Below are 23663 nucleotides of genomic sequence, written 5' to 3'. Positions count from 1 at the left end.
CCATCGTCAACGCCGTCCGCGACCTGTTCACCCAGCAGCCGGTGGGCACCGACATCTGGATCGCCCTCGGCTGGTGCGTCGGCATCCTCATCGTCGCCTACGCCTTCGCCATGAACACCTACCGCCGCAAGATCTCCTAACGGCCCGCGCAAGGCCAAGACACGATCGTGCTCGACGCCCGTCCCTGGGGTAGCCCCGGCGTCGAAGACGGGGTTGAGCGGCCGGCGAAGAAGCCGTCGTAGAACGTCCGGCTACTGCCGTGGCCGCTCGCCGGCCCGCAACCGGTCGCACTTCGGTACGGCGAGGCCCGCACAGCCCCCACACCGCAGCCCATTTCCCGCACCCGTCATCCGGCAGCCCGGTCCGGGATCAACAGGGCCAATCAGGCTCGGTCGACGGGCAACGAACGATCGTCTGCGATCGGCCACACCCAGCTCTGCTTCGAGCTCCCCACACACGTACTACCGCGAGACTTATCGCGAGACGAGGACGAATCATGAGTGAATCCCTCCACACCGTCACGACGATGCCGGCGGCGCGTCAGCCCGGCTGTCCCTTCGACCCGCCCAAGGAGCTGATCGACGCCCGCGAGCACGGCCCGATCAGCCGCTTCCCCTTCCCCGACGGACACGAAGGCTGGCTGGTCACCGGATACGACCTGGTCCGGTCAGTCCTCGGCGACTCACGGTTCAGTTCGCGCAAGGAGCTCATGCGCCACCACTGGGCCATGGACCTGTCCGGCATCGAGATGCCTCCGGCGCCGCCCGGCGAGTTCCTGCTCATGGACGAGCCGCAGCACGGGCGCTACCGCAAACCGCTGGTCGGCAAGTTCACCGTGCGGCGGATGCGGCAGCTCACCGAGCGCGTCGAGGAGATCACCGCCGAGCACCTGGACGCCATGGAGAAGGCCGGGCCGACGGCGGACCTGGTGACCGCGTTCGCCAAGCCCATCCCGGCCATCATGATCTGTGAGCTGCTGGGCGTGCCGTACGAGGACCGAGGCCGCTTCCAGGAGCAGATCGACCTGTTCATGAGCGGGGAGTCCAGCGACGAGGAGTTGATCGCGGCCTACACCGCGGTCCAGGACTACCTCGCACAGCTGGTGGCCGCCAAGCGCGGCAACCCCACCGACGACATCCTCAGCGAACTCACCGACAGCGATCTGACCGATGAGGAACTGAAGGGGATGAGCCTGATCCTGCTCGCGGCAGGGCTCGACACCACCACGAACATGCTCGCGCTTGGCACCTTCGCCCTGCTGCAGAATCCGGCGCAGCTGGCAGCGCTACGCGCCGATCCCACGCTCATCGACAACGCCGTCGAGGAACTCCTGCGGTATCTGAGCGTCGCCAAGACCTTTTTCAGAACCGCGCTGGAGGACGTCGAGTTGGGCGGCCAGACCATCAAGGCCGGTTCGATGGTCGTGATGTCCCTTAACACCGCCAACCGTGACCCCGAGCGCTTCTCCGACCCCCACGTGCTCGACCTGCGCAGGCAGGACGGCGGGCACCTGGCCTTCAGCCACGGCATCCACCAGTGCCTGGGCCAGCAGCTGGCCCGCGTCGAGATGCGGGTCGCGTTCTCCGCGCTGCTCGCCCGCTTCCCCACGCTCCGCCTGGCCGTACCGGCGGAAGAGGTCGCTCTGCGCCCGGAGTCCGCGGACATCTACGGGGTCAAGAGCCTCCCGGTCACCTGGGACGTCTGACGGCGAGCCAGTGACGGGGGCGCGCACGGCCGCGTGTGCTCTGGGGTCCGGCCCTGGCGGGCGGTCGTGTTCGGCAAGGAGCGCCCGGCCAGGGCCGCCGTTGTCGTCCCTCGCGAACGGAGGGCTCGTGAGGAGTTGCGCTCGGGTCCGACGGCGCTGGCCGAGGTGACCAGGAGGGCGGGCAGCGAAGGGATCGTCATGCGGACTCGGGTGGCGCCGGCGCTTAGGGCCCTGCCGGGTCATCAGTTCGCGAAGGTGGCGGTGATGATGGGGCACGTGGAAGAGAGGTGCCGATGAGTGCGGCGGCTGACGTGGATGTCCTACAGCGGCTCATGCCGCCACCGGCTGGTGAAGGAACGCTGGTGGACTGGGCTCGGATGACCGAGTCGTGGGGACGGTCGTTCCCGCCCGACTATCAGCGGTTCATGCAGGTGTACGGGTCCGGATCAGTGCAGGACTACCTGTCGATCGGTGAGCCGGAACCCAGGGTGGCGCTGTCTGAGGCGCGGCGGGACGGGATGGTGATGGAGACGGCCAACGCCGAGGCCGACTGGCAGACCGAGGACAAGACGCCCGATCTGGAGGGCACCCGTCCGCTGCTGATCACCTGGGGTGTCAGCGCCACCGCCGACTTGCTGTGCTGGGACGCCACGGGCCAGGATGCCGCCGCGTGGCCCGTCCTGGTCTACAACAGGGGCGAGGCGCTGTGGAGCCGCTACGACTGCGGCATGGTCCAGTTCCTCACCAGGGTGCTGAAGGCGGACTTCCCGGACAACCCGCTCGGCGCGGTGTTCATGTGGGGGGTGACGGACGCTGTCTATGAGAAGCGACCTTCTGCACCACGATGACGCCGGACCCGGCGCCGGCGTCTGACCGCCCGAGCGGTGTGGAGTACAGGCGACCAAACCGGTCACGAATCAAGAAGCGCTGGATACCGGACCGTTTGTAGCGTGACTCGCATGTGCCGCATCCCAAGAGCACAAAGGAGACAAGGTATGAAAGCGCACGTCAGCTCCATCCTCCTCGGCGTCCGGGACCTGGACCGGGCCAAGCAGTTCTACACCGAGGGGCTCGGCTGGAAGATCAAGGACGACTACGGCATCTCGGTGTTCTTCGAGTCGGACGGAGCCTCGCCCGTCGGCTTCTACGGCCGCGAAGGCCTGGCCGACCAGGTGGGCGCGAGCCCGGAAGGCAGCGGCTTCAGCGGACTGGTCCTCACCTACGTCGTCCGCAGTGAGGCGCGGGTCGACGAGATCATCGCGGAGGCCACGAAGGCCGGCGCCACGATCCTCAAGCCCGCAGGCCCCCTGCCGTGGGGCGGGTACGGCGGCTCCTTCGCCGACCCGGACGGCTACATCTGGAGCCTCGGCTACAGCGCCCAGGGAGCCGACCAGCCCTACGCCGAGTAGCCGCCGAGCAGGCCCCTGGCGAGTGTGGTGACGCAGCCACTGTCGGACCCTCCGGACGGATGGTCCTTCGGCATGACCGGCGTGACCGGCACCGATGATCAGACGAGGTGCCAGGTGCGAGCCGTGTTCGTCGGCTCAAGGCGTGATCTGGCCGCGCAGGAAGGCGGTGACCAGCTCCCGGTACCTGCCTGGCCGGTCATGGGCGATGTCGTGGCCGGAGCCGCCGATCTCGCGGAAGACGGCGTTCGGCAGCACGTCGGCGTACTCACGGGCGACCTCGGGCGCCACGTAGTCGCAGGAGCCGCGCAACACGAGCACGGGAACGGCGATCCGGCGCAGCGCGGGCCGGGGATCGGCCACCCTGTGCATGTCGCGCCCGGTCATGGCGTTGGCCCAGAATCCCGCCCCCGACGGCGGCACCCGCAGTAGCCGGCCGGGGCAGCCCGCCCGCATGTCGAACTCGCCGACGAGGGACTCGAAGTCGCCGTCCACCGCGTCGTCCGGCAGCAGCGCGTGGGTGACGCGTGGCCCCGCGACCTCGACGAGCACGTGCGCCAGCAGGAGGCGCGGGTGGTCCCACAGCGCCCGGTTCTGGTCGCGCAGGCCGCCCTCCGTCATGTGCCGGTTGTCAGGAAAGGCGGGCAACCAGATGGTTCCCGGCGAGGCCACGACCGCGCGGGCCACCCGGTCCGGGTGCGCGGCCAGGTAGGTGGCGACGAGCTGGCCGCCCCAGGAGACGCCGGCCAGCACGACGCGGTCCGCGCCGATCGCGGCCCTGACGGCGTCCAGGTCGGCGATGTGCCGGGCGACGGTGTAGCCGCGTACGTCGGACAGGCGGCTGGACAGGCCCGCGCCCACCTGGTGGTAGGCGTACACGTCGAAGCCCGCGGCGGCGAGCGCGGGTGCGAGCGGCGACGGCTCGTCCGGCGCGCCCGGCCCGCCGTGCACCAGGATCACCGGTGTGTCGCGCCGCTCGCCCTGGGCCGGGGTGCGCGTGTAGGCGATGCGCGAGCCGGTCGGCAGGTCCCAGTACCGCGTGCCGGGCCCCGCCGCGATCGGCCGGTTCGGCGGCCCGCCGTACAGCAGGCCCGCGAGGGGGACGGCCACGACCGCCAGCTCCACCACGGCGACCGCGATCGGGGCCCAGCGTCGTACCTGTAAGCCCGCCACTCGCCGCAGCGCCAACCGGCACAACCACCAGACGAGGCCCGTCAGCGCCGGCGCGGCCACGGCCAACGCCACGTACCGGTTACCACTCGTCGCAGCGGCGGCCCACAGCGCGCCGAGCCCGGCCACGAGCCCGGCCAGGACCGCCGGCACGATGAGCAGCCCAGCCGCTGCCTTTGCTCTCACGCCCTCGCGCCCGCTGTCGGCTGTACCGGGCCCGCCGCCCTCATCGCTCATGCCACGTCAACGTTTGGTCGTGTCGTCTTTTCTCCGTCCTCGAAGAAGGTTCGACACGCGCATGGATGGCCGCAATGAGCCCGACGTGGCGCTGAGACACCTGAACTGCTGCGGTCTTCGTCCCCCGTTCCGGGACGGCTCACCACGTCGCGATGCCGAGCAGCAGCGGGGCCATGGAGACGGCCGCGAGCACCACCGGGATCAGGATCCCCTTGACGTCCTTGACCCGCAGATGCGTGACCACCGCGCCGAGGAAGTAGGGCATGCTCGTGCAGGGGTAAGCGAGGCCTGGGCGACCCACACCGCGCCCAGGTCCTCGAGAGCGCCGAGCAGGTCCTCTGGGTGGCGGTGAGGGACGAGGTGCGGGTCAGTCCGGGCACGTGGCGACCGGCGGGGCTGTCTCGTGCGGGACGAGCGGTGCACGGCGCCGGTCGGGGCTGGTGCTCGTCCGCAGGGCCTACTGAGGCCGGACGTTGTGGTTGCGGGCGAACAGGTTGCCGGGATCGTACTGGCGCTTGACCGCCGCGAGCCGCTCGTAGGTCTGCGCTGGATAGATCGCGGCGACATCCTCCTCGGTGGCCGAGGCGAGGAAGTTGGCGTAGGCGCCGTTGACGTGGGGTGCGAGCCTCGCCCAGATCGCTTCCAGGGCAGGACCAGCGGCCTCGACGACCGGAGCCGGACCCGCGGTGGTGGTCACGAACATCAACTCCGCTCGGCGATGCGCGTAGGCGGTGGCGTCGTCGGGGACGCGGGCCACCGCACCGCCGACGCTGCGAACGGCGATGAACGGCGACCCCTCCGATGCCCCGACCTCGGCAAGGATCTGAAGGACCTCTGGCACCGATTCCCTGTCGACGAATGCGCTTCGGGTGACGAGCCGGATGCCGGGCGGCGGTGTCACGCCATCCACGAGCGTGTCGGCATAGGGCTTCAGCGCGACATCGTCGGCGATCACCGTGCCGAGGCGGCGGATCGGGTCGATGGCCTTCGTGGCGAGCTCCGTGTCGTCGCCGTCGAAGGCGAGGTGGATCTCGACCGGCGCTTCGGGTCCGCCGGCGAAGGGATTGGCGAAGCTCGCGATGGAGGTGAGCTCTTCGGGGGCGGTGCGGAGGTAGTCCGCCCAGCCCTGGAGCACGGCGGCAGCCTCCGACGCCGGGAAAGAGATCTTGCCGTAGAAGACGTCTGTCGTCGGGTGTGCCGCGAACTCGAAGGCGGTCACGATCCCGACGTTGCCGCCGCCCCCGCGAATCGCCCAGAACAGCTCCGGGTTGTCCTGCGCGCTGGCGTGCAGGACCTCTCCGTCGGCCGTGACCACCTCTGCGGCGACCACGTTGTCCAGGGCCAGGCCGTACTTCCTGACCTTCCAGCCGATGCCGCCGGTCAACGTCAGCCCGCCGACACCGACGCTCTTGGTGTCGCCCGAGGAGATCGCCAGGCCGTGCGGGGCCAGGGCGGCCGCGACCTGACCCCAGGTGGCGCCGCCACCGATCCGCACGAGGTGACGCTCCTTGTCGATGAGCTCCACGTTCGCGAGCCTGCTGAGGTCGATCACGATGCCGCCGTCGTTGGTGCCGAAGCCCGCGAACCCATGGCCGCCGCCACGGACGGACAGCACAAGCCCTGCGCCGGCGGCGAATCTGACACCCGCCTGCACGTCCCCGACGCTCTCGGGCCGCAGGACATAGGCCGGACTACCCGAAGACAGGACCGAGCGGCTGGCCGATTCGTACTCCGCTCCGCCCGGTTCGATGATGTCGCCGCCGAAGTCACGGCGAAGGGTTTCAAGCGCTGAACTCATGACGTTCCTTCCACACAGGAGAAAACTCGTTGTCGGAACCGACCGGGCCGACAGTCGCCGCCGCCCGGCGGCGTGCTGAACGAACACAAGATGCCGGCGACCTGATCCTTGTGACAGCGCGGCCATGTGACCTGCACCACACAAGGGGCTCATCGGAGATATCTGAGGCACCGCCGCTCACGACGCTGCCCCGGCGTCAGGCCGTGCGGCAGCGGGCGGCAAGGATCGGCTACCGTCGCGGTGTCACAAAACGGCCTGGTTCGGCGTCTGGTGGCGACACAGTCGAGGGAACAGGAGTATCCATGGCCGGCACGTCGCAGACCGCGCCCGGAGATCGCGGCGGGGACATGAGCCGGGACGACCGCCCCGACCCCGCAACCGAGGCGTTCGTCGCCCACCGCAACCTGCTGTTCACCGTCGCCTACGAGATGCTCGGCTCGGCCGCCGACGCCGAGGACGTCCTGCAGGAGACCTGGCTGCGATGGGCGGGCGTCGATCTCGACACCGTGCGGGATCGGCGTGCCTACCTGGTCCGCGTCGCCGCCCGCCAGGCGCTGAGCCGGCTGCGTACGCTCGGCCGTCGCAAGGAGTCCTACGTCGGTCCCTGGCTGCCCGAGCCGCTGCTGACCTCGCCTGATGTGGCCGAGGACGTGGTGCTGGCCGACAGCGTCTCGATGGCGATGCTGCTGGTGCTGGAGACACTTCAGCCGACCGAGCGGGCGGTGTTCGTGCTGCGCGAGGTGTTCGACCTGGACTACGACGAGATCGCCGAGGCCGTCGGCAAGAGCCTGGCCGCGGTCCGTCAGATCGCGCACCGGGCACGGGCGCACGTCGCGGCGCGCCGGCCGCGCGGGGTCGTCTCTCCGGCCGCGACACGAGACGCGCTCGAGGCGTTCCAGCGGGCGGTCGAAACCGGCGATCTGCAACGCCTGCTCGACGTTCTCGCGCCGGACGTCGTCCTGCTGGGTGACGGGGGCGGCGTCGTGCGGGCCGCGCTGGAGCCTGTCGTGGGAGCCGACCGGGTGACCGACGTGCTGGGCAGGATCTCCGCGGCGACGCTGCTGCAGCCGGCACAGGTGAACGGCTATCCGGCGCTGGTCTTCCGGCTGAACGGCGAGATCGACACCGTCATGGCGGTCCGCGTCGACGACGGCCTCATCACCGGGCTCTACGCCGTCCGTAATCCCGAGAAGCTGTCGCACATGGAGCGGGAGACCACCCTGCACCGCTGAGCCGGGCGACGAACCCCACCGCACTGCTGACAACGAACCAGCGGGAGAAACCTCTGGCCTCCCTCCGGCCTGCCGTACCAGCCCGTCGGTGTCGCGTGCCGGATCAGGCGCCACGGCCGGCCCTGAGCGCGGCCGCGGTGTTCACAAGTTCCTTCCTCAGCGGCTCCTGCCGGTACGACGACACAGCCCTGCGCAATGGCCGCTGATCAATCTGAGCGCCGCTGACCGGGGGCCACCGCCGCTGCGGGCCCCGCGCAAGGGGGGCGGAGAATGAGAACTCCGTGCCCCCACGTGATGGAGAAACCGTATGCCCGAACTCGTCCTCCCGGTCATCGCGCCCGGTTCGCTGAGCCACAGCCCGCAGCCGGTCCTGACGTCAGAGAGGAGCCTTCTTCTGAGGCCCTGGAGAAGGGAGGACGCTCCCATGATCCTCGACGCCTTCAAGGACCCGGGCACGCGGCACTGGCATGCGCGCACCGTTGACTCGATCGGCGAGGCCGAAGAACTCATCGAGGGCTACACACAGGGCTGGCGCATCGAGTCCAGCGCGACCTGGGCGGTTGTTACGGCGACGGACGAGGTGCTCGGCAGGGTCGCGCTGCGTGGCATCGACCGCGCAGCGGGAGAGGCCGAGGTGGCCTACTGGATGCGCGCCGCGGCCCGAGGTCGAGGCGCGGCCACGGCCGGAGTGCGGACGCTCAGCGCATGGGCGTTCGGCGTGGGAGTCCATCGGCTGTACCTGAACCACTCGACCATGAACGAAGCGTCCTGCCGGGTCGCGCAGAAAGCCGGGTTCGCCCTGGAAGGGACCAGGCGCAGCGCTCATCTCCACGCCGACGGATGGCACGACATGCACCTGCACGCCCTGATCAGTCCGTCACCCTGACGGCACGCGTTCGCAGGGCGAACTCGTCCGTCCCTCGTCCGCGGTCGAGCCGCACGCCTCTGTCGCTGCGAACCGCGAACGGCAAGGATGCGCGAGCGTTACGATGACCGGCCATTGATCACTCGGGAGGTGTTCGCATGGGTTTCGGGGTGCTGTGTGTGCATGCGCATCCGGACGACGAGGCGATCTGGACCGGCGGGACCCTGGCCAGGTACGCCGACGAGGGCGCCAGGACCGCCGTCGTCACGTGCACCTGGGCGGAGGGAACCCAACGGGCCGGAGAACTGGAGCGCTCGCTGGACATCCTCGGCGCGGGCAAACCGAGGCTGCTCGGTTACGCCGACGCCGGCAAGCCCGAGTCCGCGCCCGGCAGCCCGCGTTTTCTGGACGTCCCGCTCGACGAGGCGGTGAGAAGGGTCGTCGAGCACATCAGGGAGTTCAGGCCCGATGTCGTGCTCACCTACGACGGATGGGGTCGTACGGTCATCCGGATCACGTGCACGTGCACCGGGTGGCCATGGCCGCGGTCGAAGCGGCCGGGTACGACCAGCTCTACAGGGACGCGGGCGCTCCGTGGCGTCCGCACGCCCTCTACCTGGCGACCATCCCGCGATCCGTCGTGGCGTCGCACTGGCAGGCGGTGTTCGGAACGCCTCCCGAGCCGGGCCAGACGCTGCCAGGCGTCCCCGACGAACACGTCACCACCCATCTCGATGTCGGGCAGTGGGCCGAGCGCAAGTGGGCTGCCATGCACGCGCACGAGTCCGAGGTCGGGCGGGGCGCGTCGATGACCTTGCTCACCTCTCTGCCGGAGCAGGCCCGCGCCCAGATGCTGGCGAACGAGTGGTACCGGCGCGTCTCCTACACCGGGACTTCGGAGACCGCCCTGTCAGGACCGCGGTCCTGAGCCGTTGAGACGGCCATGCGCTCAAGACCCAGGCCTCACCTTCGAGCGTGCCACCGTCGCAAAGGTCGTCGCCCGGGCCACCGGCGACATGGTCGGCCGCCCCGGCGCCGAGACGAGAAAGCCCGGACCCCGGCCTCGGGCTTCCTGTCGAGTCGCGCTGTGGCAGTCGTGGGGCGGCCAGGTCGAGCAGTACCTCCCAGACCGACAGCGGCATGGCAAGGCCGCCTTGCGCGCTGTTCATCCCCGACGCCGGCCCCGGCGTCAGGCGGCCGGTGATCTCAGCGGTTGACGTAGACGCTGACCCAGGGCGTGCCCTGGGCGATCGTGGTCTGACCCACGTTCGCGAGCTGCGGGGGGCCGTTGCAGTCGCGATCCCAGTACAGGGACACAGGAGCTGTGGTGTTGTTGACCGCCTTCACCGAGGAGTCGATGGAGTGGCAACCCCGAGCGGGATTCTCGAGCTCGGCCTCCTGCCCACTGAGCAAGGTCAGGGTCAGTGTTCCGAATGCCGCAGACGCAGGGGTGGCGAGGGCGAGGACGAGGGCGATCGCGCACCCTACGGCGAGGGTGGCGGGGAGACGACGCATATGACCTCCTAGTGACGGGGGAGGGCCCCGAGGTTCACATCTCATTGTAGTCAAATGACTACTGACAGTCGCGATATTATTCAGGGCCTACGGCCGAGGGTCGTTCTGTCGCGCCACGAAGGTGGCAGTCTCCCGGCGACCGTTGGCTGCCTGCGCGGAAAGTGCCGGCTACACCCGGAGGCGGTAGTACCACTGGCTCGATCATTCACGGCCGGTCCCTCGCCACACAGGCTGGTGGCCGGCATCGCGCCACCGACCGCGAGGCCCCTGAAACGCCACGTAGTGGGGTTGGTCGTCACGGGTCGGTCCGTCTGGGGGGAGGCGGTCATTGCTCTCTTTCGATGCTCGGCGGGTCAGGACTGGGCGGCGTTCGCGGCCTCCTCGACCTGGGTCGGCTGCGGCGGCCCTGCGGGTCCGGAGCGCAGCATGATGAAGCCGACGATGACGGCGGTGACGAGGAGGCCCGCACCGACGCCGAACGCCAGGTGGTAGCCGGCGTTCAGCGTTGAGACGGTGCTCGTCTGGTTTTTCATGGCCGGGATGGGATTCCTCGCCTTCGGCACGTTCGCCCGGTGGGCCGTCAAGACGACCGGTCGCATGCCCGCCCAGATCGGCGGCTATCTCCTGGCCGCAGGTGTGCCGATGACGATCATCCAGCCTGTCTCTGGAGGCGTGCTCCTGACGGCCATCGGAGTGCTTGCCCTGCGTGCGGCCCGCCATGACCCGGCCGCCAAGCCAGGCGCGTAGACCTCCGACCGAAGCCGCCACCACCCTGGAGGTGTCCGCTTCCGGGCCGCGTCAACTTCCTGGGTCGCTACGCCTGCAGCCGCGCCGAGGTCGGGGGTCAGTTGAGAAGGCGGGACGAAAGTCCGTGCCGGCAGATGTCGTATCGAGGCCTGCGCCGATCGTCGTGCTGGTGAAGGCCCCGGTCCGGGTTGCCGCCAAGGCGGCACCGCACGGGCACGACCGACCAGGAAGACAGGAAACACGATCATGAATCCGACGCTCAACACCATCGACATCGTGGTGTCCGACCTCGACGCCTCGATCGCCTTCTATGCCCGTCTCGGGCTGGAGTTCAAGATCGACGACTACTCGCCCGAGCACGCCGGCTGCGACCTGCCGAACGGGCTGCACGTGATGCTCGACACCGAGGGCTTTCGTACCCCGTTCCTGCCCGGCTGGAGCAGGCCGTCCGGCGGCCCGCGCACCCTGCTCTGTTTCCAGTTCGAGACCCCGGCGGGGGTGGATGCCACGTACGCCGAGCTCGTCGCGGCCGGCTATCGCGGGATCGCCGAGCCGTTCGATGCGTTCTGGGGGATGCGTTACGCCACGGTGGCCGACCCGGACGGGTGCGGCGTCGACCTGTATGCCGCCCTTCCGTCCAGCTGAGATCTGGCACGGCAGGTACCGGGTACGTCATCGTCGAGCAGGAGGTTCAGCAAGGTGAAGTACGTGTTGATGTTCATCGAGACCGAGCAGTTCTCCCGGCAGTTGGAGGCGATGGGCGAGCTGGAGCAGCGCCAGGCCTACGAGGCGGTGGGCCAGTGGTTCGCCGACAACGCCGAGGTGATCACGCACCATACGCATCTGGGGCCGGTGCACACCGCCACCACGCTGCGCCTGGACGGCGCCGAGCCGGTGGTCACCGACGGGCCGTACATGGAGGGCAAGGAGGTGGTGAGCGGGTTCGCCGAGGTCGAGGTGGCCGATCTGGACGAGGCGTTGAAGCTGGCCCGCTCGTGGCCGGCCTGTCCGATCGTGGAGATCCGCCCCGCCTCATGACCGGCCCCGCAGACCAGCCCGCCGCCGAGCCTGCCGGCGGCTCTCTCGGCGAGCGGCCCGGCCGCGCCGGTGCCAACCTGGGCGGAGACAGCGGAGGCGTGCTGGCCCGCGTGGTGCGTGAGCACGCGGGCCGGTTGGCGGCGAGCTTGATCTCGCTGCTGGGCGACTTCTCCGCCGCCGAGGACCTGGTGCAGGACGCCGTCGAGATCGCGCTACGCCGCTGGCCGGTGGAGGGGATTCCGGAGCGGCCGCAGGCGTGGCTGTACATGGTGGCACGCCGGCGGGGGCTGGATGTGCTGCGCCGGGAGTCGAACTATCGGGCCAAGCTGGCCCAGTTGCGCTGGCCGGAGCCGCAGGCGACCGATGACCGGCTGCGGCTGATCTTCACCTGCTGCCATCCGGCGCTGGCTCCGGCGGCGCGGATCGCGCTGACGCTGCGGGTGGTGTGCGGGCTGTCCACGGCGCAGATCGCCGCGGCGTTCGTGGTTCCTGAGGCCACGGTGGCCCAGCGCATCACCCGGGCGAAGAAGAAGATCGGCCAGGCCGGCATCCCCTACCGCGTCCCCGCGGCCGAGGAACTGCCGGAGCGGCTGGCCTCGGTGCTGGCGGTCATCTACCTGCTGTTCAACGAGGGCTACCTGTCCAGCACGCCCGAACGGGCGCGGGCGCGTGACCTGGTCGACGACGCCGAATGGCTGGCCGCTCTGCTGGCGGGTCTGGCACCGGGCGAGCCTGAGGTGGGCGGGCTGCTGGCGTTGATCCGGCTTCACCGGGCCCGCGACGCGGCCCGCTTCGACGAGCACGGCCGGTTGGTGCTGCTGGCCGATCAGGACCGCTCCCGCTGGGACCATGACGCCATCGAGGAGGCGACCGCGCTGTTGACGGGGGTGGCCCGGACGCACCGCCGGCCGGGGCCGTACCAGCTGCAGGCGGCGATCGCGGCCTGTCACGCCGAGGCGCGGTCGTTCGAGGACACCGATTGGGCGCAGATCCTGGTGCTGTACGACATGCTGCTGCACCTGGCGCCCTCGCCGGTCACTCGGCTGCACCGGGCGATCGCCCTGTGCCGCGTGCACGGGGCCGCGGCGGCGCTGGCCGAAGTCGACGCGCTGGAACACGACCTGGTCTCCTACGGGTTGTGGCACGCCACCCGCGCCGAGTTGCTGCGTGAGCTGGGCGAGGCCGAGCAGGCGCGCGCCTGCGACGAGCGGGCGCTGGATCTGACCGCCAACCCCGCTCAGCAGGCGCTGCTGGCCGAGCGGCTCACCTGGAACTGACCGCGGGCGGGGCGTTCAGCTGCGCGACTGCCAGGGGCGCGAACGGCATCCGTACGCTATAAATGTAGCGATACACTTGTAGCGAATGGAGGGTGTCATGCATGACGTCGTCATCGTGGGGGCCGGCCCCACTGGGCTGATGGCCGCCTGCGAGCTCGCACTGGCGGGCGTGTCCTGCACGATCCTGGACAAGCGCGACAGCGAGTCCAACGTCACCCGAGCGTTCGGTCTGCACGCCCGCGCCCTGGAGCTCCTGGACGCGCGAGGCATGGGCGACGAACTGGTCGCGGGAGGCAACCCACTCAGGACGGTGTATCCCGCCTACGCCTCACGGGTCGACTTCGGGCGGCTCGACACGCGATACCCGATGCTGCTGCTCGTGCCTCAAAACGGCACCGAGAAGCTCCTTCAGCAGCGCGCCGCCGAGCTCGGCGTGCAGATCCGCCGCAACGCTCATGTGGTCGGCCTGACCCAGGACGCCGGCTCCGTACGGCTGAGGCTCGAGGATGGAGGCGAACTGGAGTCCGGGTACGTCATCGGCGCCGACGGCGCCCACAGCACTGTCCGCGACCTGATCGACGTCGGCTTCGACGGCGCGGCCTACAGCCTGCCCATGCTGCTGGCCGACGTCCGCATCCCCACCTCCGAGCCGCCACCCATCACGCAGGTCGGCACCCAGGGCGTGGTGGTGACCCTTCCCTTCGGCGACGGCTGGTTCCGGGTCGGCGCATGGCTGCGCGAACAGCAGAGCAACCCGGACTTCGCCCAGATCCGCGAGGCGTTCCGGCACATCGCCGGCACCGACTATGACATGAGCGAGCCGCGCTGGTTCTCCCGCTTCACCGCCGAACGCCGCCAGGCCCGCAGTTACCGGTCGGGGCGGGTCTTCCTCGTCGGGGACGCCGCCCATGTGAACTCACCCATCGGCGGCCAGGGCATGAACACCGGCATCCAGGACGCTGCCAACCTGGGCTGGAAGCTTGCCGCCACACTGCACGGCTGGGCCCCACCCTGGCTGCTCGACACCTACCACGCCGAACGGCACCCCGTCGGCTCCGCCGTCCTTGCCATGACCGACCACCTCACCGGGCTGGTGCTCAGCGGCTCACGAGTACGCCTGGAGATCAACCGGCGCGTCATGGCGACCCTGCTCCACACCGGTCCAGGCCGCCGCCGTATCCTCGGAAGGCTGTCCGGGCTGGAGTTCGCCTACCCGCCCGGCGAGCCGGGCGCCCACCCGCTGGCCGGGCGCCGCGCAGCCGACGGCCCGACGGATGCGGGCCGTCTGTACGAAGCGCTGCGCGCCGGCACCTTCGTCCTGCTCTCCGACAAGGGCGTGCCGACCTCCTGGCGCAATCGCGTACGGGCGGCCAGACCTCTTGACGGCACCAGTCCCGAGGCGACGCTGATCCGCCCGGACGGCTACGTGGCCTGGGCCGGAGATCACACCGGTATCGAAGCGGCTCTGGTGAAATGGTGTGGCCCGGCCGACCACCCCAACGGAGAAGGTGACCATGCCGCCGCCTAACCCACAGCGCCGCGACCACCTGGCAGACGCGGCCATTACGGTGCTGGCCGAGCAGGGGTCACGCGGGCTGACCCACAGGGCCGTCGACACCGCCGCCGCCGTGCCGGCCGGCACCACCTCGCGCTACTTCCGCACCCGCGACGCGCTGCTCGACGGGGTCATCGAGCGGATCACCCGCCGGCTCGGCGAACGCGTGGACGCCTACACTGTCCGGCCGATCTCGCCCGCCGATCTGGAGGAGGCGCTGGTCGCCGTCCTGACCACGATGCTGACCGGCGGCCGGCACGATCCGCTGGCCCTGTTCGAGCTGCACCTGGAGAGCACCAGAAATCCCCGCCTGCGACACACGCTGACCGACGCCCTGCACGGCCGAAGCGACCTCATCGTCCGCCAATGCCGCGCCGCCGGAATCGACATCAGCGAGGACGACGCCATGCTCCTGGAGATGAGCGTGCTGGGCATCCTGTTCACCGCCCTCACCACTGGCATCCCCGACGCCCCGGGCGAGTCGATCCGCACCGCCGTACGGGCTCTCCTGGCCCACCATCGAACGCCGACAGCTACCTGACCGCCGCCATCTGGCACAACCGTGCCACCGGCCGGCCCCATCACCTGATCACTGATCGCCTCCGACCACTGACCCTGACATAGGACTTACTCGTCTAGCCCCTTATGCCACCAACATGCGACCACGCATAGTGAGTATACTTACACTCACAGTCATAATCGGGCGGATGTGGCCCGAATCTGGAGCGGTGAGCCGTGTTGCCATGCACGCCATGCCGGTCGGTGACCGTCCGGCGAGAGGCGTGTCCACCCACCGGCGGAAGGGTGATTCGCCGCGGTTCACCCGAGGGAAGGGGATTTTCCGTGAGTCGTGCGCTCATCATCGTGGATGTGCAGAAGGACTTCTGTGAGGGCGGTAGCGTTCCGGTGAAGGGCGGCGCGGACCGAGCCGCGGCCATCGCCGATCTGGTCCAGCGCGCCGACGGGCAGTATGCCTTCGTCGTTGCCACCCGTGACCACCACATCGACCCAGGCGCCCACTTCTCCGACAACCCCGACTTCCAGGACTCCTTCCCCGTGCATTGCGTCCTCGGCAGCGAGGGAAGCGAGTTCCATCCGGATTTCGCGCCCGCCGTCGACTCCGGACACGTCGACGAGGTCTTCTTCAAGGGCGCGAACTCCGCCTCCAAGAGCGGTTTGGAGGGCTCGACCAAGGACGGCACGACACTGTCAGCCTGGCTGAAGGCCCGTGAAATCGCCGAACTCGATGTCGTCGGCATCGCGACCGATCACTGCGTGAAGGCCACCGCTCTGGACGGAGCGCGCGCGGGCTTCACGGTGCGGGTCCTGCTCGACTACACCGCCGGCGTCGCCGCCGACACCACCCGCACCGCACTCGACGAACTGCGCCGGGCCGGTGTCGCGCTGAGCGGCGAACCGGTCGTCGCCTGAACGGGGTCCCGTTAGTAACGGCGGCAGGAAACAACAGATATGCAGGTCAGCGGCGTCCTCCAGGCTGAGCTCGGAGGGGCTTACAGGGCTCCGACCTGCATATCCGTTGGAAATTTCGCCATTGCTACCGGAACCCCCGATTCGGCCTATGGACCGTTCGGCTGCAGGCCGCCGAACCCGCCCGCTTTTCTGGCCTCCTTTGCCTGCCCTCCCACCACCGACTTCCGCGCCGATCCTCCTCAGCGGCCGGTATCGCGCCTGCACGGCACTCAGCGGAGGTGACCGTGCAGGAAGGTGTGGATGCCTGCAGCGACTGTCTTGGTGAGCTCATCGGTGGGCAGAGCGGCATGGTGGGCCGGCAGTTCGGCTGAGATCAGCAGCAACAGGTGTAGGGCCGCACGGTCGGGGTCGTCGATCCGCAGCAGCCCCCGGTCGGCCATCTGTCGCAGGTGACGGCCCAGTTCACGGCGGACGCGGCGCGGCCCGGTCTGCTGCCAGGCATCGATCGCTTCCTGAGGAATGTGGCCCGCTTCGGCGTTGATCTGTCTGACCAGGGAGAAGTGGGCAGCGCTGTCGGGCCTCGGCGTCACCCAGTCCAGCCCGAACTCGATGAGGTCGGCCTCCACATCGGTGATCTTGCGTAGATGGCGGTCGATGACGGCGATCTGCACGTCGGCCGCCCGAGTGGCGCTCTCCTGAATCACGGCCAGGAACAGCCCGGCCTTGTCGGTGAAGTGGTTGTAGATAGTCCGGGTGGACACTCCGGCTTCAGCCGAGATCGCGTCGATGCTGGCGCGCGTGAAGCCGTCGCGGGCGAACACCGTCAGGGCGCCGTCCAGGATCGCCTGCCGCTTACCGGTCAGCCCGCCGCGAGGGCGCGTCTTCGCGGTGTTTTCCCTGGTCATCCAGATCCTCCAGCACTTTTACAGTCATCGTTTTACTTTTTGCCATGCACGTTGTACTTTACCTCACGTCGGGCCACTACGGTCCGCAATGAGGAGGGACAAGCATGATCAGGATCGCCCTTGTCATCGGCAGCACCCGCCCGCGCCGCCGTACCGCGGTCGCGGCCCGCTGGGTCGCCGAGGTCGCCAACCGTCACCCCGCTGTCATCGCAGGGGAGGCGACGTTCGAGGTTGTCGACCTGGCCGAATACGGGCTGTCGGTACTTGACGAGCCTCTGCCCGCGCTGTTCGGCGATTACCACCACGCCCACACCAACCAGTGGGCCCAGACGATCGCGTCGTTCGACGGGTTCGTCTTCGTCACCCCTGAGTACAACCACTCGGCCCCGGCCGCGCTGAAGAACGCCATCGACTTCCTGTTCGCCGAGTGGAACAACAAGGCGGCCGGTTTCGTCAGCCACGGGGTGCACGGCGGCGTGCGTGCCGTGGAGCACCTGCGGCAGGTCATGACCGAGCTCCAGGTGGCCAACGTGCGCACCCAGGTGGCGTTGTCGGTCTTCACGGACTTCGAGATCACCGACCCGGCCGAGCCCGGCATCATCGCCCCCGGCCCGCACCAGGAGCCGACCCTGAACGAGTTGTTCGACGAGGTGATCGCCTGGTCCCGGGCACTCAAGCCGCTGCGTGCGGCGGCCGGTCAGACGGTGGCCGCGTGAGCATGCGCTAGCGGTGCTGGGCCGCACCGGACTGCGGGTCTCCGAGGTCTTCCTCGGCGCGATGACGTTCGGCGAGGAGCAGATCTGCTCCTCGCCGCAGGAGGCCCGCCGCATTCTCGACCTGTACGGCGAAGCGGGCGGCAACGTTATCGACACCGCGAACTTCTACTCCGGCGGCCGGAGCGAGACCATCCTGGGCGAACTGCCGGCGGGGTCGCCGCGATCGGTTCGTGGTGGCTAGCAAGTACTCGGTCTGGCTCGACGGCGGCGACCCCAACGGCGCCGGCAGCCACCGCAAGAACCTCACCCTGTCGCTGGAGGCCAGCCTGCGGAGACTGGGCTGGCCGGCGTAGCGGTGACGAGGCGGCACGACCTGACTGACGGGCAATGGGCAGCGCTGGAACCGCTGTTATCTGCCCCTTCGGGCCGCGGTCGTCCGCTGAAATGGAGCAGGCGGCAGTTGATCGACGGGATCCGGTGGCGGATCCGGACCGGCGCGCCGTGGCGGGACGTGCCTGAGCTCTATGCGCCCTGGTCAACGGTGTATGGCCGGTTCCGCCGCTGGCAGTGTGATGGCACCTGGGCGAAGATCCTGGCAGCGTTGCAGGCGCATGCGGACGCCGCCGGGAAGATCGGCTGGACGGCGAGTGTGGACTCCACGATCAACCGGGCCCACCAGAGCACAGCACTTTGCTGGGTGCGGCGGGCCGCGAACCATAGAGCAGGGGAGCGGGCGGAGCCTGGAGCGCGGCGGTCCAGGTGGAAGAGCTGCTCGCGCTCCCTGGCCGACGGCTCCTCGGGGGAGGGGAGTGGCTACAAGGGGGCCACCTGCTCACCAGGGAGAAGGGCATGGCGCAGACCTGTGACCCCGACCGGCCTGACCGGGCGTCGTTGTCGAACCGGCAAGAAGATCGACCCTTGTCGCCAAGGCCACATGGCGTGCCGAGTGAATTGTTCTACTTTGTAAAGGCGTCCGGCTGTTACACCTCCAAATCACGGCCCAAAAACAACCACAGTGACAAAGGACCAGGCGGACACGAGCGGTTCGTATGATGGCGGCGTGATCATCATTTCGGGCTGGATCAGTGTCGATCCCGATAGCCGCGACGACTACCTGCGGGGCTGTGTGAGCGTGGTCGAACAGGCACGGGCCTCGTCCGGCTGTCTCGACTTCGCGCTCAGCGCCGACCTCGTCGAGACAGGCCGGATCAATGTCTATGAGCGGTGGGAGTCCGGGGAGAGCCTCGACGCCTTCCGCGGCTCCGGGCCGAGCGACGATCAGTCGGCGGTGATTCGCGCCGCTGAGGTGGCTCGCTATGAGATCTCGGGTGTCGGCCCTGCCTGATCGGGCCGGGGTGGGCGTGGGCGCGTGGTGGCGTTGGTCCCTGTCAGGGGCCATGGCGGCCTCACGCCGGTGTTGACCTTGGACACATATTTGTCCTTGGGCAGGCTTCGGGGGCTTCCGCCGGGGGAGACTCGCGGCATGACCAACGATGCGCGGCCGACGGCCGATGATCTGCTGCGTCACGCTCGGCAGTTCCACGAGCTGGCCGTCCTGCTGAGGTATGACAAGGACTTCGAGGGCAGGTTCAGCGCCGCTGTCGAGGCGGGCGATGAGGGGGAGCTCTCGAGTCTGCTGGCGCCTTTGGGGATGGAGGGGGCCTCGGTCGCGGCGGAGGGTGAGCGGGGGTTCGATCCGTGCGAGCGGTGCTGGTTCTGGCAGGGAAAGCTGGTCTGCGTTCCCATCTGCATGTAGCGGGTGATCTCATCGCGTCGGGAGCGGCGCGGTTCATGGCTCCTTCTTGTCCGGAGCCGGTGAGGTGGTCGCTCCGGCTGACAGCAGTTTCTCCGCCAGTGCGTGGCAGCGCTTTCTTAGTTCCGGGGGGTCGAGTACCTCGAAGTCGTGCCCCAGGAGGAGCACGTGCATGAGGACGAAGTCGAGGCTGCCGGCGCCGCTGGTCACTTCGCAGAGGTCGCTCCCGCGTTGTCGTACGACGGCCGCCGAGGGTGGAATCTGTGCGCGCACCGTGTCGGCGGGGGCGTGCACGAGGAAGCGCGCCTGGTGCGGGTAGACCCGGCTCGCGACGCTCTCCTGGACGTAGGTGGCCGCGTCGGGGGCCGGGCGTGGGTGGTAGCGCCAGGTCCGTGCGGACACCTGGGTCATGCGGTCGACGCGGAAGTTGCGCCAGTCGTCGCGGTCGAGGTCGTAGGCGAGGAGGTACCAGCGGCGGTCGGAGGCGACCAGGCGGTATGGCTCGACGCGTCGTCGTCGGGTCTGGTTTCCTGCCGGGTAGTCGAAGCCGGCTTCGACCTGGTCGCGGCAGGCTTTGGCCAGCGTCATGAGTATTTCGGGGTCGGCTGGTGTGCGGCCTCCGCCGAAGGACTCGACTGAGGCGGAGAGTGCGCGGACTTCGTGTCGTAGCCGGGTGGGCAGGACTTGGTCGAGCTTGGTCAGTGCCCGGAGTGCGGCGTCGCCGGCGCCGGTGACGGCGTCGCCTGCGCCGGTGAGCAGGGAGACCGCGGTGGCGATCGCCTCTTCGTCGTCGAGGAGCAGGGGTGGCAGGTCTTGTCCTGGGCCGAGTTGGTAGCCGCCGCCGACGCCTTGGCTGGCTTGTACCTGGTAGCCGAGTGTGCGTAGCCGCTCGATGTCTCGGCGTACGGTGCGCGGTGTGACGCCGAGCCGGTCGGCGAGCTCGGGGCCGGTCCAGACCTGGCGCTGCTGCAGGAGTCCGAGGAGGGTGAGTACTCGCTCTGTCGTTCCTCGTTCTTCGCTGGTTGCCGCGTCCATGTGGCCAAGCCTGCCAGATAGCGGACCGATGCTGTCCGCTAGGGGTGTCAGGGTGGTTCCATGGATGCGGACGAACTGGACTGGAACCGGACGCTGCGTGAGCAGTGGGAGTTCCATTGGAACCATCAGGTCCGGGCCCGGCTCGAGGGCCTTACCGACGAGGAGTATTTCTGGTCGCCGGTGCCGGATGCCTGGAGTGTGCGGCCGCGTGGTAGTTCGGCGGCGCCTGTGCAGGTGGGGGCTGGGGACTTCACGTTGGACTATGCCTTTCCTGAGCCGGTTCCTGCGGCTTTCACGACGATCGCGTGGCGGCTCGGTCATGTCATCGTCGGTGTGCTGGCCGCGCGCAATGCGGCGCATTTCGGCGCGCCGGCGGCGTCGTATGAGTCGTGGGAGTACGCCGGTGGCGCGGCCGCCGCGCTCGGCCAGCTCGAGGCTCAGCTGGAGGTTTGGCTGGCGGGGGTGGGGGGCTTGGGTGAGGCCGGGCTTCCGGTTGCGGTGGGGGAGAAGGAGCCCTTTCCCGAGGCGCCCATGGCGGATCTGGTGCTGCATGTTCATCGGGAGCTGATTCACCATCTGTCCGAGGTCTGCCTGCTGCGGGACCTCTACGTGCACACGAAGTCTGTGACGAACGGAGAAGATCGATGAGCCGCGACATTCAGGTCACTTTCGATGCGCGTGACCCGCGGGCGTTGTCGTGTTTCTGGCGCGATGTTCTGGGTTATGTCCATCCTGGCCCGCCTGGGGTAGATCTGCCGGGGGATGCCGATCCGCTGGCGGCGTGGGATGAGTTTCTCGCGCGGGTGGGTGTGCCGGAGGAGCAGCGCAACTCGAGTTCGGCGCTTGAGGATCCGGATGGTCGGGGGCCGCGGTTGTTCTTCCAGCAGGTGCCGGAGGGCAAGGTCGCCAAGAATCGCGTTCATCTGGACGTTCGTGCGGCTCCTGGGCTGCGGGGGGAGGAGCGGATGGCGGCGTTGGAGGTCGAGTGCGACCGGCTCGTCGGGCTGGGTGCGAGGCGGGTGCGTCGCCACGAGCCTGCTCCTCCGATGAGCGCGGGTTTCATCGTGATGGCCGACCCTGAGGGCAACGAGTTCTGCCTGGACTGACGTGGCTCGGTTCGTGTGGCCGCGTGTCACACGGTGAGGGTGATCTTGCCGCTCGCGTGGCCGCTTCTCAGGTGGTGGAGGGCCTGCGGGGCCTGGCTCAGTGGGTATGTTCTGTCGATGATCGGCGTGAGTTTGCCGGTCTCGATGAGTTCTGTCAGGGTCTGCAGGTCTTGTCGGCGGGGTGTCGACATCAGCCCGGTCAGGTTCTGGCGGGTGAAGGGTGACAGCATTCCGGCTCGGAGTTGGCGGCCGGCGCCTTCTGTCCATCGTCCTGTCTGCGCGCCTCCGACGATGACGAGTGTGCCCGTGGGGGTGAGGGCGCGTCGCAGGTGGGTGAGGGGGCGGTTGCCTGCGGTGTCGAGGATGAGGTCGTAGCGGTCTGGCCTGTCGGTGAAGTCTTCGCGGGTGTGGTCGATGACGTCGTCGGCGCCGATGGATCGGACCAGTTCTGTCTTGGTCGTGCGGCAGACGCCTGTGACGTGTGCTTGGTATGCCTTGGCCAGTTGTACGGCGAAGGTTCCGACGCCGCCGCCTGCTCCGGTGATCAGTACTTTCTGTCCGGGCTGGAGTCGTCCTTTGTCGCGGAGGCCTTGGAGGGCGGCGCAGGCGGAGGCGGGCAGCGCCGCGGCCTGTTCGAAGGTGATGGTGGAGGGCTTGAGGACGATTGCGTCGTGGTGGGCGCCTGCGTACTCGGCGAAGGAGCCGTGGCAGGTGCCGAACACTTCGTCGCCTGGGTGGAAGCGGGTCACGTTTTCGCCGACTGCTTCGATGTGTCCTGCGACGTCGTGGCCGGGTATGCGGGTTTTGGGGGTGCGTAGTCCGTAGCCTGCCAGGCGGAGCAGGTAGGGCAGGCCGGTGATCAGGTGCCAGGCGCCTTGGTCGACGCCGGCGGCGTGGACGCGTATGAGCACGTCGTCGTGTCCGATGGTGGGTTTGTCGATGTCGCCGAGTTTGAGCGCGTCGGGTGAGCAGTAGGTGTCTCGGAAGATCGCTTTCATGGTCGTCACGTCGTTGCCTTTCGGTGTGGTTCAGGCGGGGAGGGGGGCTTGGCCGTCCTGTTGCGGGGTTTTGACGCCTTTGACGAGGAGCCAGAAGAGCATGGTGATCTCGGCGATGGCGGCGGGGGTGACGAGGTAGGGGTTCAGGGCCGCTCCGAGGTCCGGGGCCAGGAACAGGGTGAGGGTGTCGAGGAGGTAGCCGGCGCATCCGGCGCTGAGGAGGACGCCGAGGGGGCGGGGGAACAGGCGGGAGGTGTAGGTGAGGTATCCCAGACGTTGGCGCGTACGTAGAGGTGGGCGAAGCCGCCGAAGAGGGCGACGATCAGGTAGAGGAGTCCGGCGGTTCTGGCGAGGCGCTGGGGTGAGCGCATGACTTGCCCTGGTTTGGGGTACGGCCGGCGGCGGCGAGGGGGTGGCGGCTATGCCTGGGTGTCGGGGTATTGGAAGACGTCGTCGAGTGGCACCTGGAAGACCCGCGCGATCTGGAAGGCCATTTCCAGTGAGGGGGAGTAGCGGCCCTGTTCGATGGCGATGATGGTCTGGCGGGTCACGCCGATGCGTTCGGCCAGGTCGGCCTGTGTCATCTCGCCGTGGGTGAAGCGCAGGGCTCGGATGGAGTTGGTGACTTTGGTGGGCTTGGGCACGGTCAGAGGCCTCGGCGGTACGCGACGATCTTCACGATCGACGAGGTGAGTGCGGACAGGACGAATGCCAGGTAGAGCGTGTGGGCGATCCAGAAGGGGGCGGATTCGGCCATGGTGAGGCCGAGCGGGATGAGGGCGAGGATGCTCATGACGTAGAACGCGATGTGTTCGCCGAGCCGGTTGATCTGCTTGTCGCGTTCGTCCTTTTTGTCGGCCTCCTTGGGGGAGGCGAGCGCGGCGGCGATGGTCGTGATGATGTTGGCGGCGATGGCGCCGCCGATGGCGGCGAGCATGGGGCCCACGTAGGCGATCTGTGTGACGTCGGTGGTGGGGATCTGGCGCAGGATGAGCGCGAAGTAGATCACGGGAACGCCGGCCGCGATCGCGGCATAGATCCATGCGCGTTTTTCTTCGAATGACATGTCGGTGCCTGCTCCCATGTAAAACAAACCTGACATGGTTCAACGTAAAGCAGGGCGGACATGATGTCAACGATTCTTAACTTCTGCTAGTGGGGGTCGCCGCGTTGG

General features: G+C 68.7%; 31 protein-coding genes and 1 pseudogene. 21 read left to right on the top strand and 11 right to left on the bottom strand.

Going from position 1 to position 23663, the window contains the following annotated elements:
• Positions 1-496: 496 nt before the first annotated feature.
• From ABFX50_RS25440 to ABFX50_RS25430, 3 genes are all read left to right on the top strand, one after another.
• A complete protein-coding gene (locus ABFX50_RS25440) occupies positions 497-1705 on the top strand; it encodes a cytochrome P450 (protein WP_346149840.1) in 1209 nt (402 codons plus the stop codon).
• A gap of 362 nt (positions 1706-2067) precedes the next feature.
• Positions 2068-2553, top strand: coding sequence for a hypothetical protein (locus ABFX50_RS25435; RefSeq protein WP_346149839.1), 486 nt, complete (start codon positions 2068-2070; stop codon positions 2551-2553).
• Between the two features lie 147 nt (positions 2554-2700).
• Positions 2701-3114, top strand: coding sequence for a VOC family protein (locus ABFX50_RS25430; RefSeq protein ID WP_346149838.1), 414 nt, complete (start codon positions 2701-2703; stop codon positions 3112-3114).
• Positions 3115-3249: 135 nt separating this feature from the next.
• On the opposite strand, the gene ABFX50_RS25425 is transcribed toward ABFX50_RS25430, so the two are convergent.
• The 3 genes from ABFX50_RS25425 to ABFX50_RS25415 form a co-directional block, all read right to left on the bottom strand.
• Entirely contained in the window at positions 3250-4467 is a 1218-nt protein-coding gene (locus ABFX50_RS25425; protein WP_346149837.1) for an alpha/beta fold hydrolase, read from the bottom strand.
• Positions 4468-4657: 190 nt separating this feature from the next.
• Complete coding sequence (locus ABFX50_RS25420) at positions 4658-4783, bottom strand: DoxX family protein (protein ID WP_346149836.1); 126 nt, start codon at positions 4781-4783, stop codon at positions 4658-4660.
• 192 nt (positions 4784-4975) lie between these two features.
• Complete coding sequence (locus ABFX50_RS25415) at positions 4976-6442, bottom strand: FAD-binding oxidoreductase (protein WP_346149835.1); 1467 nt, start codon at positions 6440-6442, stop codon at positions 4976-4978.
• 176 nt (positions 6443-6618) lie between these two features.
• Here ABFX50_RS25415 and ABFX50_RS25410 point away from each other — a divergent pair, with 176 nt between their 5' ends.
• From ABFX50_RS25410 to ABFX50_RS25400, 4 genes and pseudogenes are all read left to right on the top strand, one after another.
• On the top strand, positions 6619-7548 hold the full coding sequence (locus tag ABFX50_RS25410) for an RNA polymerase sigma-70 factor (protein ID WP_379506389.1): 930 nt from the start codon (positions 6619-6621) through the stop codon (positions 7546-7548).
• Positions 7549-7855: 307 nt separating this feature from the next.
• Positions 7856-8434: a GNAT family N-acetyltransferase gene (locus ABFX50_RS25405; RefSeq protein ID WP_346149834.1), complete on the top strand. Its 579-nt coding sequence runs from the start codon at positions 7856-7858 to the stop codon at positions 8432-8434.
• Positions 8435-8571: 137 nt separating this feature from the next.
• Positions 8572-8901 (top strand): annotated as a pseudogene (locus tag ABFX50_RS51400) (PIG-L deacetylase family protein); the annotation flags it as partial.
• Between the two features lie 29 nt (positions 8902-8930).
• On the top strand, positions 8931-9341 hold the full coding sequence (locus ABFX50_RS25400) for a hypothetical protein (RefSeq protein WP_346149833.1): 411 nt from the start codon (positions 8931-8933) through the stop codon (positions 9339-9341).
• A gap of 278 nt (positions 9342-9619) precedes the next feature.
• On the opposite strand, the gene ABFX50_RS25395 is transcribed toward ABFX50_RS25400, so the two are convergent.
• Together ABFX50_RS25395 and ABFX50_RS25390 are read right to left on the bottom strand one after the other, a co-directional pair.
• Positions 9620-9928, bottom strand: coding sequence for a hypothetical protein (locus ABFX50_RS25395; RefSeq protein ID WP_346149832.1), 309 nt, complete (start codon positions 9926-9928; stop codon positions 9620-9622).
• 353 nt (positions 9929-10281) lie between these two features.
• A complete protein-coding gene (locus tag ABFX50_RS25390) occupies positions 10282-10461 on the bottom strand; it encodes a hypothetical protein (protein ID WP_346149831.1) in 180 nt (59 codons plus the stop codon).
• A gap of 7 nt (positions 10462-10468) precedes the next feature.
• On the opposite strand from ABFX50_RS25390, the gene ABFX50_RS25385 reads away from it, so the two are divergent.
• The 7 genes from ABFX50_RS25385 to ABFX50_RS25355 all read left to right on the top strand — a co-directional run bounded on the left by ABFX50_RS25385 (position 10469) and on the right by ABFX50_RS25355 (position 15976).
• Entirely contained in the window at positions 10469-10675 is a 207-nt protein-coding gene (locus tag ABFX50_RS25385; protein ID WP_346149830.1) for a DUF6463 family protein, read from the top strand.
• Between the two features lie 246 nt (positions 10676-10921).
• Positions 10922-11320 (top strand): VOC family protein, encoded by a 399-nt coding sequence (locus ABFX50_RS25380; protein ID WP_346149829.1) that lies wholly within the window; start codon positions 10922-10924, stop codon positions 11318-11320.
• Between the two features lie 54 nt (positions 11321-11374).
• Positions 11375-11713, top strand: coding sequence for a YciI family protein (locus tag ABFX50_RS25375; RefSeq protein ID WP_346149828.1), 339 nt, complete (start codon positions 11375-11377; stop codon positions 11711-11713).
• The gene (locus ABFX50_RS25370) at positions 11710-12990 is read left to right on the top strand and encodes an RNA polymerase sigma factor (RefSeq protein ID WP_346149827.1); all 1281 of its coding nucleotides are present in this window, start codon (positions 11710-11712) and stop codon (positions 12988-12990) included. Before ABFX50_RS25375 ends, ABFX50_RS25370 begins: the two co-directional genes overlap by 4 nt.
• Before the next feature lie 97 nt (positions 12991-13087).
• Positions 13088-14518: an FAD-dependent monooxygenase gene (locus ABFX50_RS25365; protein ID WP_346149826.1), complete on the top strand. Its 1431-nt coding sequence runs from the start codon at positions 13088-13090 to the stop codon at positions 14516-14518.
• Positions 14505-15086 carry a TetR/AcrR family transcriptional regulator gene (locus tag ABFX50_RS25360; RefSeq protein WP_346149825.1) on the top strand — a complete coding sequence of 194 codons (582 nt, stop codon included), beginning with the start codon at positions 14505-14507 and terminating at the stop codon, positions 15084-15086. Before ABFX50_RS25365 ends, ABFX50_RS25360 begins: the two co-directional genes overlap by 14 nt.
• Positions 15087-15388: 302 nt before the next feature.
• On the top strand, positions 15389-15976 hold the full coding sequence (locus ABFX50_RS25355) for an isochorismatase family protein (protein ID WP_346149852.1): 588 nt from the start codon (positions 15389-15391) through the stop codon (positions 15974-15976).
• Positions 15977-16245: 269 nt separating this feature from the next.
• Here ABFX50_RS25355 and ABFX50_RS25350 read toward each other — a convergent pair whose 3' ends face one another.
• The gene (locus tag ABFX50_RS25350; protein WP_346149824.1) at positions 16246-16881 is read right to left on the bottom strand and encodes a TetR/AcrR family transcriptional regulator; all 636 of its coding nucleotides are present in this window, start codon (positions 16879-16881) and stop codon (positions 16246-16248) included.
• A gap of 104 nt (positions 16882-16985) precedes the next feature.
• Between ABFX50_RS25350 and ABFX50_RS25345 the strand changes: the two genes are divergently transcribed.
• The 5 genes from ABFX50_RS25345 (at position 16986) to ABFX50_RS25330 (ending at position 19353) form a co-directional block, all read left to right on the top strand.
• The gene (locus ABFX50_RS25345; protein WP_346149823.1) at positions 16986-17597 is read left to right on the top strand and encodes an NADPH-dependent FMN reductase; all 612 of its coding nucleotides are present in this window, start codon (positions 16986-16988) and stop codon (positions 17595-17597) included.
• Positions 17598-17610: 13 nt separating this feature from the next.
• Positions 17611-17838 (top strand): aldo/keto reductase, encoded by a 228-nt coding sequence (locus ABFX50_RS25340; RefSeq protein ID WP_346149822.1) that lies wholly within the window; start codon positions 17611-17613, stop codon positions 17836-17838.
• A gap of 114 nt (positions 17839-17952) precedes the next feature.
• A complete protein-coding gene (locus ABFX50_RS51395) occupies positions 17953-18564 on the top strand; it encodes a transposase (protein WP_379506390.1) in 612 nt (203 codons plus the stop codon).
• A 93-nt stretch (positions 18565-18657) separates the two neighbouring features.
• Complete coding sequence (locus ABFX50_RS25335; protein WP_346149821.1) at positions 18658-18942, top strand: putative quinol monooxygenase; 285 nt, start codon at positions 18658-18660, stop codon at positions 18940-18942.
• A 138-nt stretch (positions 18943-19080) separates the two neighbouring features.
• Positions 19081-19353, top strand: a complete 273-nt coding sequence (locus tag ABFX50_RS25330) for a hypothetical protein (RefSeq protein WP_346149820.1) — start codon at positions 19081-19083, stop codon at positions 19351-19353.
• 33 nt (positions 19354-19386) lie between these two features.
• Here ABFX50_RS25330 and ABFX50_RS25325 read toward each other — a convergent pair whose 3' ends face one another.
• Positions 19387-20385, bottom strand: a complete 999-nt coding sequence (locus ABFX50_RS25325; protein ID WP_346149819.1) for a helix-turn-helix transcriptional regulator — start codon at positions 20383-20385, stop codon at positions 19387-19389.
• 60 nt (positions 20386-20445) lie between these two features.
• Between ABFX50_RS25325 and ABFX50_RS25320 the strand changes: the two genes are divergently transcribed.
• Positions 20446-21033: a DinB family protein gene (locus ABFX50_RS25320; RefSeq protein WP_346149818.1), complete on the top strand. Its 588-nt coding sequence runs from the start codon at positions 20446-20448 to the stop codon at positions 21031-21033.
• Positions 21030-21491 (top strand): VOC family protein, encoded by a 462-nt coding sequence (locus tag ABFX50_RS25315; RefSeq protein WP_346149817.1) that lies wholly within the window; start codon positions 21030-21032, stop codon positions 21489-21491. Before ABFX50_RS25320 ends, ABFX50_RS25315 begins: the two co-directional genes overlap by 4 nt.
• Positions 21492-21517: 26 nt before the next feature.
• Here the strand turns inward: ABFX50_RS25315 and ABFX50_RS25310 are convergent, their stop codons facing one another.
• The 4 genes from ABFX50_RS25310 to ABFX50_RS25300 form a co-directional block, all read right to left on the bottom strand.
• A complete protein-coding gene (locus ABFX50_RS25310) occupies positions 21518-22489 on the bottom strand; it encodes an NAD(P)-dependent alcohol dehydrogenase (protein ID WP_346149851.1) in 972 nt (323 codons plus the stop codon).
• A gap of 30 nt (positions 22490-22519) precedes the next feature.
• Entirely contained in the window at positions 22520-22762 is a 243-nt protein-coding gene (locus ABFX50_RS51390) for a DUF4386 domain-containing protein (RefSeq protein ID WP_428834705.1), read from the bottom strand.
• A 146-nt stretch (positions 22763-22908) separates the two neighbouring features.
• On the bottom strand, positions 22909-23133 hold the full coding sequence (locus ABFX50_RS25305) for a helix-turn-helix transcriptional regulator (RefSeq protein ID WP_346149816.1): 225 nt from the start codon (positions 23131-23133) through the stop codon (positions 22909-22911).
• Positions 23134-23135: 2 nt separating this feature from the next.
• Positions 23136-23555, bottom strand: a complete 420-nt coding sequence (locus ABFX50_RS25300; RefSeq protein WP_346149815.1) for a hypothetical protein — start codon at positions 23553-23555, stop codon at positions 23136-23138.
• Between the last annotated feature and the right edge of the window lie 108 nt (positions 23556-23663).

The sequence above is a fragment of the Nonomuraea recticatena genome, from assembly GCF_039533245.1.
In the GTDB taxonomy this organism is placed as follows: Bacteria; Actinomycetota; Actinomycetes; order Streptosporangiales; family Streptosporangiaceae; genus Nonomuraea; species Nonomuraea roseola.
Note: the sequence above shows the minus strand (reverse complement) of the source record. Positions and strands in the feature narration are given on the sequence as shown.

Coding starts and splice junctions, on each gene's coding strand:
- ABFX50_RS25440 (WP_346149840.1), top strand. CDS start 497: ATGAGTGAATCCCTCCACACCGTCACGACGATGCCGGCGGCGCGTCAG.
- ABFX50_RS25430 (WP_346149838.1), top strand. CDS start 2,701: ATGAAAGCGCACGTCAGCTCCATCCTCCTCGGCGTCCGGGACCTGGAC.
- ABFX50_RS25420 (WP_346149836.1), bottom strand. CDS start 4,783: ATGCCCTACTTCCTCGGCGCGGTGGTCACGCATCTGCGGGTCAAGGAC.
- ABFX50_RS25415 (WP_346149835.1), bottom strand. CDS start 6,442: ATGGCCGCGCTGTCACAAGGATCAGGTCGCCGGCATCTTGTGTTCGTT.
- ABFX50_RS25410 (WP_379506389.1), top strand. CDS start 6,619: ATGGCCGGCACGTCGCAGACCGCGCCCGGAGATCGCGGCGGGGACATG.
- ABFX50_RS25405 (WP_346149834.1), top strand. CDS start 7,856: ATGCCCGAACTCGTCCTCCCGGTCATCGCGCCCGGTTCGCTGAGCCAC.
- ABFX50_RS25395 (WP_346149832.1), bottom strand. CDS start 9,928: ATGCGTCGTCTCCCCGCCACCCTCGCCGTAGGGTGCGCGATCGCCCTC.
- ABFX50_RS25390 (WP_346149831.1), bottom strand. CDS start 10,461: ATGAAAAACCAGACGAGCACCGTCTCAACGCTGAACGCCGGCTACCAC.
- ABFX50_RS25385 (WP_346149830.1), top strand. CDS start 10,469: ATGGGATTCCTCGCCTTCGGCACGTTCGCCCGGTGGGCCGTCAAGACG.
- ABFX50_RS25380 (WP_346149829.1), top strand. CDS start 10,922: ATGAATCCGACGCTCAACACCATCGACATCGTGGTGTCCGACCTCGAC.
- ABFX50_RS25370 (WP_346149827.1), top strand. CDS start 11,710: ATGACCGGCCCCGCAGACCAGCCCGCCGCCGAGCCTGCCGGCGGCTCT.
- ABFX50_RS25365 (WP_346149826.1), top strand. CDS start 13,088: ATGCATGACGTCGTCATCGTGGGGGCCGGCCCCACTGGGCTGATGGCC.
- ABFX50_RS25360 (WP_346149825.1), top strand. CDS start 14,505: ATGCCGCCGCCTAACCCACAGCGCCGCGACCACCTGGCAGACGCGGCC.
- ABFX50_RS25350 (WP_346149824.1), bottom strand. CDS start 16,881: ATGACCAGGGAAAACACCGCGAAGACGCGCCCTCGCGGCGGGCTGACC.
- ABFX50_RS25345 (WP_346149823.1), top strand. CDS start 16,986: ATGATCAGGATCGCCCTTGTCATCGGCAGCACCCGCCCGCGCCGCCGT.
- ABFX50_RS25330 (WP_346149820.1), top strand. CDS start 19,081: ATGACCAACGATGCGCGGCCGACGGCCGATGATCTGCTGCGTCACGCT.
- ABFX50_RS25325 (WP_346149819.1), bottom strand. CDS start 20,385: ATGGACGCGGCAACCAGCGAAGAACGAGGAACGACAGAGCGAGTACTC.
- ABFX50_RS25320 (WP_346149818.1), top strand. CDS start 20,446: ATGGATGCGGACGAACTGGACTGGAACCGGACGCTGCGTGAGCAGTGG.
- ABFX50_RS25315 (WP_346149817.1), top strand. CDS start 21,030: ATGAGCCGCGACATTCAGGTCACTTTCGATGCGCGTGACCCGCGGGCG.
- ABFX50_RS25310 (WP_346149851.1), bottom strand. CDS start 22,489: ATGAAAGCGATCTTCCGAGACACCTACTGCTCACCCGACGCGCTCAAA.
- ABFX50_RS25300 (WP_346149815.1), bottom strand. CDS start 23,555: ATGTCATTCGAAGAAAAACGCGCATGGATCTATGCCGCGATCGCGGCC.